Annotated in this window: 12 protein-coding genes; 4 read left to right on the top strand and 8 right to left on the bottom strand. The window is 29.9% G+C overall.

The features are described 5' to 3' along the window. Positions 1 to 64: 64 nt before the first annotated feature. Complete coding sequence (locus tag F7018_RS01465; protein ID WP_150898199.1) at positions 65 to 937, bottom strand: DMT family transporter; 873 nt, start codon at positions 935 to 937, stop codon at positions 65 to 67. A gap of 89 nt (positions 938 to 1026) precedes the next feature. Here F7018_RS01465 and F7018_RS01460 point away from each other — a divergent pair, with 89 nt between their 5' ends. Both F7018_RS01460 and F7018_RS01455 read left to right on the top strand, forming a co-directional pair. Continuing rightward, positions 1027 to 1482 (top strand): cation transporter, encoded by a 456-nt coding sequence (locus F7018_RS01460; RefSeq protein WP_235274400.1) that lies wholly within the window; start codon positions 1027 to 1029, stop codon positions 1480 to 1482. Between the two features lie 86 nt (positions 1483 to 1568). Continuing rightward, entirely contained in the window at positions 1569 to 2591 is a 1023-nt protein-coding gene (locus F7018_RS01455; RefSeq protein WP_150898198.1) for a COX15/CtaA family protein, read from the top strand. A gap of 2 nt (positions 2592 to 2593) precedes the next feature. Here the strand turns inward: F7018_RS01455 and F7018_RS01450 are convergent, their stop codons facing one another. The 5 genes from F7018_RS01450 to mutY are packed head-to-tail and all read right to left on the bottom strand — an operon-like array spanning position 2594 to position 6488. Further along, positions 2594 to 3070 carry a hypothetical protein gene (locus F7018_RS01450; protein ID WP_150898197.1) on the bottom strand — a complete coding sequence of 159 codons (477 nt, stop codon included), beginning with the start codon at positions 3068 to 3070 and terminating at the stop codon, positions 2594 to 2596. 23 nt (positions 3071 to 3093) lie between these two features. Continuing rightward, positions 3094 to 3651, bottom strand: coding sequence for a gliding motility lipoprotein GldD (gene gldD, locus F7018_RS01445; protein ID WP_150898196.1), 558 nt, complete (start codon positions 3649 to 3651; stop codon positions 3094 to 3096). Then, entirely contained in the window at positions 3644 to 4945 is a 1302-nt protein-coding gene (gene gldE, locus F7018_RS01440; protein WP_175578607.1) for a gliding motility-associated protein GldE, read from the bottom strand. Before gldE ends, gldD begins: the two co-directional genes overlap by 8 nt. Positions 4946 to 4964: 19 nt before the next feature. Next, the gene (locus tag F7018_RS01435; RefSeq protein ID WP_150898195.1) at positions 4965 to 5405 is read right to left on the bottom strand and encodes a single-stranded DNA-binding protein; all 441 of its coding nucleotides are present in this window, start codon (positions 5403 to 5405) and stop codon (positions 4965 to 4967) included. A 36-nt stretch (positions 5406 to 5441) separates the two neighbouring features. Next, on the bottom strand, positions 5442 to 6488 hold the full coding sequence (mutY, locus tag F7018_RS01430; RefSeq protein ID WP_150898194.1) for an A/G-specific adenine glycosylase: 1047 nt from the start codon (positions 6486 to 6488) through the stop codon (positions 5442 to 5444). 129 nt (positions 6489 to 6617) lie between these two features. Here mutY and F7018_RS01425 point away from each other — a divergent pair, with 129 nt between their 5' ends. Next, a complete protein-coding gene (locus F7018_RS01425) occupies positions 6618 to 6908 on the top strand; it encodes an HU family DNA-binding protein (protein WP_068702156.1) in 291 nt (96 codons plus the stop codon). A gap of 285 nt (positions 6909 to 7193) precedes the next feature. Beyond that, entirely contained in the window at positions 7194 to 8738 is a 1545-nt protein-coding gene (locus F7018_RS01420; RefSeq protein ID WP_150898193.1) for an Rne/Rng family ribonuclease, read from the top strand. A gap of 60 nt (positions 8739 to 8798) precedes the next feature. On the opposite strand, the gene F7018_RS01415 is transcribed toward F7018_RS01420, so the two are convergent. Both F7018_RS01415 and uvrC read right to left on the bottom strand, forming a co-directional pair. Further along, positions 8799 to 10994 (bottom strand): patatin-like phospholipase family protein, encoded by a 2196-nt coding sequence (locus F7018_RS01415; protein WP_150898192.1) that lies wholly within the window; start codon positions 10992 to 10994, stop codon positions 8799 to 8801. After that, positions 10991 to 12793, bottom strand: coding sequence for an excinuclease ABC subunit UvrC (gene uvrC / locus F7018_RS01410; protein WP_150898191.1), 1803 nt, complete (start codon positions 12791 to 12793; stop codon positions 10991 to 10993). Before uvrC ends, F7018_RS01415 begins: the two co-directional genes overlap by 4 nt. Positions 12794 to 12868: the final 75 nt, after the last annotated feature.

The raw sequence follows: 12868 nt of genomic DNA, 5'->3' as shown, positions 1-12868 counted from the left end.
TAAGTACAATTAAAAAGAGCCAAAACAAATTGTTTTGGCTCTTTCATTTTATATTTAAAATATACTATTTAGCTTTATTTACCAACCAAACTCCAAACAGAATAACTCCTCCTGCTAACAGTTGAACTAAGCTTAATTTTTCTCCATCAATAATCCCCCACATTACTGCTACAATTGGTATTAGATAGGTTACCGATGAAGCAAAAATAGGTGACGATAAATGCACCATTTTATTAAACATTACTTTTGCTATTCCAGTACCAACTACCGATAAAATAGTAATATAACCTAAAGCACTTGTGGTTTCTTGGTTTACTTCAAAAGAAGAGAAAAAACCTGAAAACAATAACACTAAAAACGCTGGAACAATTAGCAACAAGAAGTTTCCTGCTGTAATAGCCAAAGCATCTAAATCATGTAAATACTTTTTTACAATATTTACATTAAAAGCATATCCTATAGAAGAAATTATAACTAACAAAGCATACCAATAATTCTGATTCGGGTTTAATTCAGCTCCTTTTAAAATTAAAATCAACGTTCCAATAAGCCCAATTAAAATACCAATAAACTGCTTTCTTTTAAAAGAAAAACCAAAAACTAATGCTCCAAAAATAAAAGTATTAAATGGAGTCAAAGAGTTTAAAATTGCCGAAATTGAACTATCTATCCCTTGTATTGCAAAAGCAAATAAAAAGGCTGGAAAAAATGTTCCTAATAATGCTGTATACAAGATATAAATCCAATGTTTTTTTTGAATCTTTTTGATACTTTTAAAACCTATCAATAATAAAAACACTGCAGTAATTAACATTCGCAAAGCACCTAACTGTATTGGAGTTAAACCAATTAATGCTTTCTTTATCAAAATAAAAGAGCTTCCCCAAACTAGCGAAAGCACTATTAAATACAACCATTTTTGTTGTTGACTACTCATTTTCAATTCATTTAACGACAAAAATCGACTATTTTCATTTAAAAAATTGATTTTATTAATAACTTTGTCAAATAAACCAATAAATAGAAATGATGAAAATTCAAAAAATACTTTTAGCCTTAACTTTAGTTAGCTTTTTAGCTGTAGGATGTAAAAACGAAGCAAAAAAAGAAGACACTAACAAAGCTCCTAAAACTGTAGTTGCAGCAGATGCTAAAGAACTTTCTTTAAACATTTCTGGAATGACTTGTGAAATAGGTTGTGCTAAAAAGATAGCTTCTGATTTATCTAAAAAAGAAGGTGTATTAGAAGCAAAAGTTATATTTAAAGATAGTATTGCTACTGTAAAATACGACGCGAATATTACTAACAAAGAAGACTTAATTTCTTTTGTAGAAGGAATTGGAAGTGGAGATATGTACAAAGCTTCTGAAGCGACAAAAAAAGAAACAAAAGAAGCTGATACAGATAAAAAAGAAAGCAACAAACAAGCTTGCGCTACAGATTGTAAAAAAGAATGCTGTGGCGAAACAGAAAAAGCATAGTTCTTCTTTAAATTAATAAAATCAAGCTTCTCAAATGAGAAGCTTTTTTTGTGTTTTACCTTATCTTTGCAAAAACATTTCTTGTAATGAAAAAACACTTTCCTCTCCTAGTAAAAATATCATTAATATCGGTATATCTTATTTTTTTAGCAGGTTCTGTTGTTCGTATGACAGGCTCTGGAATGGGATGTCCAGATTGGCCAAAGTGTTTTGGTTATTATATCCCTCCAACCTCTGAAGAACAAATTACTTGGCAACCTAACACCTCCTATGAAAAAGGCATGATTATTATAAAAGATGAAGCCTTATTTGTTGCTGAAAGTGATTTAATAACCTCTAGTGAATTTAATAGCAGTAATTGGTCTAAATACACTAAACACAGCTACGCTAAGTTTAACAAGTACCATACTTGGACTGAATACATTAACCGATTATCTTCAGCGCTTGCAGGTATTCCTTTTCTACTCTTAATTTTTACTTCTGTTTCATTTTGGAAAGAGAAAAAACAAATTACACTACTAGCTTTTGGCGCATTCTTTTTAATGCTTTTTGAGGCTTGGTTGGGAAAAACTGTTGTAGACACCCATTTAAAACCAACTATCATTACCATTCATATGGTAGCTGGCTTACTTATAATTGCGCTATTACTTTGGCTATTACACATTGTTTCTGACCGTAAAAAAACAACTTTCAAATACAATTCTTTATTTAACAAATTGGTAATTGCTTCAGCAGTATTTTCGTTAATTCAAATTGCCATGGGAACGCAAGTACGTCAATTTATAGATGAGCAAGTAAAATTGTATGGTTTTGAAAACAAACAGTATAGTTTATTAGAGCCTAATTTTAAATTTTATTTCCACCGATCATTTACCATTGCTATTGTGTTGGTGAACTTAGGAATGTTTTATCTAAATCAAATTAAAGACTTAGGTTTTAAACTTGTGAATTGGATTGTTTTCTTAATCTTTTTAGAAACTATTACAGGGATTTTAATGTATTATGCTGAGTTTCCATTAGGAACACAAGCAGTACACTTATTATCTGGAGCTATTTTATTTGGATTGCAGTTTTATTTATGGGTTCAAAGTAGAAAATTGAGAACTTAAAATTAAGCTTCTCCATTTGGCTTTACATAAGGAATTTTCTTTTTTGTTAAATTAATTACGAGTTGTAACATTGAACTACCTCCATCGCAAACTTCAAACCACTCACCTAAAGATCCTAAATCAGAACAATTTCCATTTGTCCAATATGCATGAACAAATACTAATTTATCTCCTTTATTATTCATACAAGGCGATAAAATGTAACCATATTGTTTAAAACTAGGTAACTTTTTCAACTTATACTTTCCTTTATTTAGGTTTCTATTATATTTTTTAAAACCTTCTTCTATAAGTTTTTCAACATTTTTAATGTCGTTAACAGATAATTTATATTCTTTTAAAGCTTGATAAAAACTATAGTTCAGCTCATTATTCAAATACAACTTCTTTAACTCATCGATAGACCTTTCTTCATAACATAATTTCTGACTACAATTATAAAAAAGGAACAACAAAGCAATCAGAATCATTTTTTTCATCTCATAGCATTTTTTATATTAAATCATTTCTTCTCCCACTCTAATGTTTCCATCATATGAATCATATCATTCTTAATATATTCAACTGCTGGTAAGATAGAATCATAATTAGGTTTGGTATAAAAAAACAAAGATCCTTTTAAAAAGTGTTTACTACTATCAGTAGCATGAAACTGTACTTGAGAAGCTGCATTTCCTAATATTTGATACACACTCCCATAAACTTTTTTATTAGGATTAGAATACTCTACTGGAGCAGTAATCTGATCGGCTTTAATAGCGTGTTCAAAAACTAGCTTTTCAGACTCCATTAACAATTCTCTTAAGTTGTTTTGTATTGGACGATATGTAATATCAACTGAAGCTTTTAACTTAGGATACTGAACTTTAATCCAATTTTGAGGTAAATTTTTAATTGTTGTGTTTTTAGCAACATCAAAACGATAAGGCCTATTATCATTTAGCTTATTATACCCTAATTGTGGGTATTCTAAACTTAAATACCCTTTTGGTTTTGGTAACGTTTCATTACCACAGCTTATTAATAACATTACTAAAATTAGTAATAAGAATTTATGCATTTCGTGTTGCTTTTACTTGTTTTATACGTTTTTTGTCAATTACCTCTATAGTAAACGTATACTTACTAAAATTTATTTTCTCTCCTTTCTTAGGAAACTTACCTGATATTTCAAGAATAAAACCAGCTATTGTTTCACTTTCTCCTTTTGCTTCTTCAAACTTATCTACATCATCATCTTCTAAAACTCTACAGAAATCTTTAATGGTTATTTTCCCTTCAAAAACATAGTTATTTTCATCTAGTTTAGAATACGTTAAATCATCATCATCAAACTCATCATTTATATCTCCAACTATTTCTTCAATAACATCTTCTAAAGTAACTATCCCACTTGTTCCGCCATATTCATCAACAACAATAGCTAAGTGCTTTTTCTGCTCTTGAAATTCGCTTAACAAATCATCAAGTTTTTTATTTTCTGGAACAAAAAAAGGATCTCTAATTAATTTTTGCCATTTGAATGTTTTCTTATTCAGATGCTCTAATAAATCTTTTGCATATAAAACCCCTCTAATATTATCTATGTTTTCATTATATACAGGGTTTCTTGAGTAACCATTTTGCAAAATAGTTTTTAAAACTTCTTCATATGATGCATCATCAGCAATAGCACAAACATCTGTTCTTGGCTTCATAATTTGTACAGTTTCAGTATTACCAAAACTTACAATTCCTTCTAATATCTTTTGTTCGTCTTTTGTTGTTGCTCCCTCTGAGGTTAACTCTAATGCTTGCGATAAACGTTCTACAGATAGATTATTGTTTTTATTACCTAACTTATTTTCAACAATACTAGTAAGCTTAATTAAAGGCGTACTTAAAGGTGTTAAAATAACACTTAAAAATTGTAATGGTCTTGCCATAAAACTAGCAAACTGTAACGATTTTCTACTCGCATATACTTTAGGCAATACTTCACCAAATAGTAAAATTAAAAACGTTACAAAAACCACTTCAACAAAAAACTTAACCCAGCCTGTAAGTCCTTTGAAAAACACTTCCCCTAAAGACGCAAAAATTAAAACAATAAGAATATTGATAAAGTTGTTCGTTATTAAAATAGTTCCTAATAATTTCTTAGGTTTATTCAATAGTTTTACAACAATATTTTCTCCTTTTGAACTAGATTTTAAGTCATCCAATTCCGTTTGAGATATTGAAAAAAAGGCTATTTCTGTACCAGACACTAAAGCCGAACAAATTAACAATGAGAGTAACAATAAACAGTTAAGAGTTGTTAATAAGTCGATACTTGATAATGCTAAAAATAAAGATTCGGGTTCTGGGTCCAATTTTTAAATTTTAATTAAACTAAAATGGTAAATCATCGTCTTCTTGTGGAGCTACATTAGGAGTTGGTTTACTACTTTCTTGAGTTGGTGTAGGATTCATATTTGAAGGCACACTATTAGGATCTTTTTTAGTTGATAAAAAAGTCATGTCTTGCACTTGAATCTCAGTAGTATATCTTTTTTGACCATCTACCTCATATTGACGTGTTTTAATTCGTCCTTCACAATATACACGGTCTCCTTTTGTTAAATATTTCTCACAAATTTCAGCTAATTTATTACGTACTACAATATTATGCCATTCTACATTTGTTATTCTTTCTCCTGTTTGTCTATTGGTATATGTTTCATTTGTAGCTAAAGGAAAACGCCCTACAGAATTACCTCCTTCGAAATAATGCATTTTTACCTCATCTCCTAAATGACCTATCAAAATTACCTTATTAATTGTTCCTGCCATAGCTAAAAAATTAGTGTAAAATCAAATATACAAAAATTACAATGCCTCACTTAAATATTCATTTAAAAACTTATCTATTAATATAGGTGTAGGATATTTTTTCACCTGATTCCAACCTACTGTTTCTCCTTCTACTTTCTTTGTTTTTACAATCCAAAACTTAGTAAACAAATGTTGATGCGACAGTTTATGCACTATATCCTCCTTATTAAATAAAGACATCGTTGTTTTATCAGGAAATAATTCTAAAAACTGTTTATGTTCTATTAGTTCTTCTTCTGAAATAGACATTTTAGTTTCTAAAAGAGGAAATTCATATAAACCTTGCCAAATACCTTTACCAATCCTTTCATTAAATAAGGTTTTATTATCATCAGTAACAACTACTAAATAATTAAAATAACGCTTTTTAACTTTAATTTTCTTCTCTTTAACAGGTAATTCTTTCACTAATTTTTTCCCAAATGCCACACAACTTTCAGACACTGGGCATTCATCACATAACGGATTTTGTGGCTTACAATGTAAGGCACCAAAATCCATAATTGCCTGATTATAGGTTCCTGGCTGATTGACGTCAATTAACGTCCCTGCTAATTCCTTAAATTCCTTTATTCCTTTAGTAGAATTAATAGGTGTACTTATCCCAAAAAAACGAGACAAAACTCTATATACATTACCATCAACTACTGCTACTGGTTCATCATAACAAATAGACGCAATAGCAGACGCTGTATAATCACCTACACCTTTTAATTTTAATAACTCCTTATAATTATTTGGAAAAACTCCTTTCAATTCATCACTTATATATTTGGAGGTAAAATGCAGGTTTCTTGCTCTAGAATAATACCCTAAACCTTGCCATAGTTTAAGCACTGTACTTTCATCTGATTTAGCTAAATCAAACACTGTTGGAAATGCTTCTGTAAATTTTAAAAAATACGGCAAACCTTGAGCAACTCGAGTTTGCTGAAGCATAATTTCACTCAACCAAACCTTATAAGGGTCCTTTGTTTTACGCCAAGGCAAGTCTCTTTTATTTTGTAAATACCAGTAAATTAGTTGTTTAGGTAAAATCATTTATGTAAATTGGGTAAGCGAAAATAGTGCATTTTATTTAGATTTTTTTATTCTTATTTTTTTCGGAATAGATTAATTATCATATATTTGCACCCTCATTTTTAAAAATAAATTCAAAATATATATAGAATGACAAAAGCAGATATCGTATCTAAGATTTCAGATAAGAGTGGAATTGAAAAAGCAGATGTTTTAGCAACTGTTGAAGCATTTATGGACGAAGTAAAAGATGCACTTGAGAGTGGAGATAATGTATATTTAAGAGGTTTTGGTAGCTTTATCATCAAGACTAGAGCAGAAAAGACTGGTAGAAATATCTCTAAGAACACTACTATCAAGATACCTGCACACAACATTCCTGCTTTTAAACCTTCAAAAGTGTTTACAGAGGGTGTTAAGACTAAAGTATCTGTAAAATAATAAAACAATATTAACCAAAACCTTTGTTTAAAGGTTTTACAAAACATTTCAATTATGCCAAGTGGTAAAAAAAGAAAGAGAGCAAAGATCTCTACTCACAAAAGAAAGAAAAGAGCAAGAGCAAATCGTCATAAGAAAAAGTAAGCTAACGCTTACTTTTTCGTTGCTTTTATAGCTTACGTTCATTGACATTAAGGTTTTAACACCTTAAAATGGTATATAATTTATACCTGTTTACAAATTAACCCGTCTACGATTAATCGTTGGCACAAAACCAAATTCAGAATGAAAACAGAATTAATAATTCGTTCAAATTCTTCTGATATTGATTTCGCCTTATTAAGAGATGGTAGACTTACTGAATTAAATAAAGAAACAAGCGATAATAAATTTTCAGTCGGAGATATTTTTCTTGCTAAGATAGGAAAGGTAATGACTGGTCTTAACGCTTCTTTTGTAAATGTTGGATATCCTAAAGATGGTTTTTTACATTACCACGATTTAGGGCCACAAGTACAATCTTTAAACAAATTCATTAAGAAAGTAAGCACAGGTAATTATAAAGAATTCACTTTAAAAAACTTTCGCTTTGAAGATGATATCAACAAAGATGGAAGCATTAATGATGTACTAAAATCAGGTCAAAATTTATTAGTACAAATTGTAAAAGAACCTATTTCTACCAAAGGTCCGAGAATTAGTTCGGAATTATCAATAGCAGGTAGGTTTTTAGTTTTAGTTCCTTTTTCAAACAGAGTATCAGTATCGCAAAAAATAGCTGATCCAAAAGAAAAAGAACGTTTAAAAAAATTAGCAAAAAGTATCAAACCAAAAGGGTTTGGACTTATTTTACGTACTGTTGCCCAAGGAAAGAAGGTAGCAGAACTAGATAAAGATTTACAAAATTCACTTGATCGTTGGAAAACAATGTGCAATAGTATTGCAAATCAAAATACACCAACTAAAATACTGAGTGAATTAAACAGAGCATCTTCTATTTTAAGAGATGTTATGAACGATTCTTTTACAAGTATTATCACCAATGATGAAGCCCTTAAGGTTGAAATTAAAGAATATTTACAAGAAATATCACCTGACAAGGAAAACATTGTGAAACTACACAAATCTGACACACCAATTTTTGAAAAATATGGTATCGAACGTCAAATAAAAACATCATTTGGAAAAACAGTTTCCATGAGCAAGGGAGCTTATTTAGTTATAGAACATACTGAAGCACTACATGTTATTGATGTAAATAGTGGAAATCGTTCTAACAAAGCTTTAAGCCAAGAAGAAACTGCATTAGAAGTCAATTTAATAGCCGCTAGCGAAATAGCTCGTCAGTTACAGTTACGAGATATGGGTGGAATTATAGTTGTTGACTTTATTGATATGAAAACTGCCGAAAACAGACAGAAATTATATCAACATTTAAAAGAAGCTATGTCTTTAGATCGTACAAAACATAAAATTTTACCTCCGAGTAAATTTGGTTTAGTACAAATTACAAGACAACGTGTACGACCTGAATTACACATAAAAACACGTGAACCAAATCCTAACAAAAACGGTGAAGTTGAAGCTCCTATTGTTTTAGTAGATAAAATAGAAGCTGAATTAGAACGCATAATTAATAGCGGTAAAAAATACAAGGAAATTACTTTAAATGTACATCCTTTTATCGCTGCGTATTTAACAAAAGGCGTTAATTCCATTCGTTTTAAGTGGTTTGTTCAACACAAAAAGTGGATTAAAATATTACCGAGAGACGCTTATCAATACCTACAGTATAAATTCTTTTTAAAGAAGAAAAAGAAAAGTAAGTAAGGCAATCTTATTATGAAATAAAACCTCATTTTATTAGTTAAAATGAGGTTTTTTTATGTCTTAAAACCAGAAACCTAAATTGAATAACCAGTATTTTTCTCTATGATCTGGCGACCAACTGTACTTTAACTCTATAGGCCCTAAAAGTGTTTCTACACTATAACCTACTGCATAACCTGACTTGGTGTTATCGAACAAACTAGCTCCTTTAAAAACATTTTCTTCAACACGTGCATAGTTAGCTATAAGGACAGCATAATGTTTATAGTTATTAAAAATCTGATACCTAAGATTAAATTCAGACCTTAAAAATGATTGATCATTTAACATCCCTGTATCATAACCATAGAAAGGTGTGAAATTATTAATATAATTTTGATTGTACCCCCCTAATCGAAAATCAAACATTTGAGAAGATTTTTTTCCAAGTGTGAGACCTGCTTCTGAAATATATTGAAAGGTTAATTTATCATAGAAAGTAGTTGCAAAACCTAAAGTTCCTTTTATTTGTGAAAACTGTCTAAAAGGATCACTTCCTTGTGCAAATCTAGAAAGTCTACTATTTCTATCTGACCATACAAACCATTTAAATTCAATATCGGCATAGAAACCTTCCGTAGGAAACATTGCTTTGTTATAAGTATCTAATTTTAAAAAAGAATACCCATTTATATAGTTACTATAATCAAATATTGTTTCTTGTCCATTTGTTAGAACATTCTCAGAGCTTACTTTTATGTTTTTATGTTCAATTCCAACACCAATGGCAAACTTTTTATCCATTGTTGTTTGCAAATAAATTTTATTACTAAAATCTCTATATCTAATGTTAATTAAATTGTTATTGAATAAAAAATCACTAGTAAAATTGTTATACCTAGATTTAAACCCATAACTAGGTATTAAACCATTATCTACAAAATACTCAAAATCATATCTAATTTTATCTCCAATACCAACATCTAGTGATAACTCATCATTTTGAAGAAATAACTTTTTATAATTATAGTTTAGTAATACTGCAGATTTATAAAGCAAATCGTAATGCACTCCAAATCGCAAATAAGATTGTATCTTTTCTTCTTTTACCGTTAACACAAGTTTCTTTCCTTTAACAGATTTTTCAAAATGATAATCTATTCTTTTAAAGTTTTTTGAAGCTGTTAGTGTATTAATTTTCTTTGAAATATCTTTATAGGAAACACTATCACCTTCCCTTAGTTGCATTTTTCCTAAGATGTGATTATTTGTATAGTTTTTATTTCCTTCTATTATAACCTTATCTATTAAAAATTTCTCATTTGTAAATTTAAGTACAGGCCTTTTCTTTTTATACGTCTGTAACTTAGCAATACTATCAAAAACAACTTTATAAGACTTTGCTTTTTCAATTCCTTTCTCTATAATTTCTCCTTTTTGATCGAAAGAAATTACACTGTACTCTAAAATATCTGGACGTATATAAATATTCAACAATCGTGTTTGTTCGTCAGACTTTTTATACATCTGAAAGTTCACAATTTGCATCAATAAAGATGCTATTGAAGATAATTCTTCTCTTTTTAACAACTGTCCCTGAACACTAACCCCAATAACAAGGTCTAAACCTTTTTTCCTCATTACATCAACAGGAAAATTATTCACCACCCCTCCGTCAACCAACAATTTTCCATCAATCTCTACTGGATTCAGCAAAGAAGGAAAAGCTGCACTAGCTCTTAAAGCTAAAGGCAAAGAACCTTTCTCTAAAACCTCTTCCTCACCTGTTTCGATATTTGTAGCAATACAATAAAATGGAATTGGCAACTTAGAAAAGTCATTAATATCATCAACCGGAGCTAATAACTCAGTCAAATAGTTAAGTACATTTTGCCCTTTCGATAAACCTAATGGCAACCCAATGCTACCTCCTTTAATTGGCAATGTAATCGCATACTTTTCTCCATGCTCTTTATTAAAAAGAGATTTTTCTCTTCTTGATATTTTATCTTGAAGTAATGTTATAAAATCAGTATCTAAAACTATTTTTTCTATTTGACTTGCCGAGTAACCTGAGGCATATAATCCACCAACTATTGATCCCATACTAGTTCCTCCAATATAGTCTAAATGTACTCCTGATTTTTCTAGCTCTTTTAATATTCCAATATGGGCAAATCCTTTTGCTCCACCACCACTTAGCACTAAACCAACTTTAGGTTGATTTTGTCCTAGTATAAGCATTGGAAAAAATAATAACAGTAATAACTTTCTCATTCTTTTTCTTTTTCTTTTTGATAGTATTGATAAATCTTTTGTGCTCTCGATAAACCAACTACTTCTTTTAAGTCATCTAAGGTAGCTTCTTTTACTCTTTTGGCTGATTTAAATTTACGTAAAAGATTCGTTATCGTTTGTTTACCTATATCTGGAATTTGCTCTAATTCCGATTGAATAGCACTTTTGCTTCTCTTATTTCTATGGAAAGTAATTCCAAACCTGTGCGCTTCATTACGCAAGTATTGAATTATTTTTAGACTTTCAGATTTTTTATCTAAATATAGCGGAACACTATCTCCTGGATAATAAATTTCCTCTAATCTTTTAGCAATTCCTATAATAGCTATTTTTCCTCTTAACCCTAATGCATCTAAACTCTTTAATGCAGATGATAATTGCCCTTTTCCACCATCTATTACAATTAATTGAGGTAATGATTGATTTTCATCTAACAATCGTTTATATCTACGATAAACAACTTCTTCCATAGAAGCAAAATCGTCTGGCCCTTCAACTGTTTTAATATTGAAATGACGGTAATCTTTTTTGCTTGGCTTACCATCTTTAAAAACAACACAAGCTGCTACCGGATTCGTTCCTTGAATGTTTGAATTATCAAAACACTCAATATGTCTTGGCTCTACATGCAAACGTAAATCCTTTTGCATTTGAGCCATAATTCGTTTTACATGACGATCTGGATCTACAATCTTTATTTGTTTAAATTGTTCTTGTCTATAATATTTTGCATTGCGTTCAGACAATTCAACAATTCGTTTTTTATCCCCTAACTTAGGTACCGTAACTTTTATTTTCTCACCTAAATCTACTTTAAAAGGCACAAATACTTCTCTTGATAAAGAATTGAATCGATTACGTGTTTCAACAATAAATAACTCTAACAACTCCTTATCAGTTTCATCTAATTTCTTTTTGATTTCTGTTGTATAGGATTGAACTATAGAACCATTCATTACCTTAAAGAAATTTGCATACCCGTGAGTTTCATCAGAAATAATTGAGAACACATCTACATTATTTATTGATGGGTTTACAATTGTTGACTTTGCTTGGTAGTTTTGTAATGAAGCTAATTTATCTTTGATTTTTTGCGCTTCTTCAAATTTCATTTCAGAAGCAAAATCGAGCATGATATTTTGTAATCGCTCTAAACTTTCTTTAAAATTTCCTTTAATGATATTTCTGATTCCTCTAATATCATCCATGTAAGCATCTTCATGTTGATATCCTTCACAAGCACCTTTACAATTACCTAAGTGATACTCTAAACAAACTTTGTATTTTCCAGAATCTATTTTCTCTTGATGTAAGTCATAATTACAAGTTCTTAGAGGATACAATTCCTTAATTAAATCTAACAGAGCATGTACAGTTCTCATATTGGTATAGGGACCAAAATATTCAGAACCATCTTTAATAACTCTTCTAGTTGAAAACACTCTAGGAAAACGTTCTTTCTTAATACAAATCCATGGGTATGATTTATCGTCTTTTAGCAAAACGTTATATCTAGGTTTGTATTTTTTTATTAAGTTATTTTCAAGCAACAAAGCATCTGTCTCAGTATCAACAACAACATGCTCTATTCGTACAATTTTTTTAACTAAAACTCTCGTTTTACCATTTTCATGATTCTTTGTAAAATATGATGAAACACGCTTTTTTAAATTTTTTGCTTTACCCACATAAATAATTACATCATCCTTATCAAAATATTGATAAACTCCTGGAGATGTAGGCAGCGTTTTTACTTGAAGTTCTAATGAAGTTGGCATACAACGAAAATACGATTTTATACAGATATTTACGCTGCTATACGTACTTTTACACCAATTTTCATTCACAAAACA

Origin of the sequence: Tenacibaculum aiptasiae (genome assembly GCF_008806755.1) — a bacterium.
In the GTDB taxonomy this organism is placed as follows: Bacteria; Bacteroidota; Bacteroidia; order Flavobacteriales; family Flavobacteriaceae; genus Polaribacter; species Polaribacter aiptasiae.
Note: the sequence above shows the minus strand (reverse complement) of the source record. Positions and strands in the feature narration are given on the sequence as shown.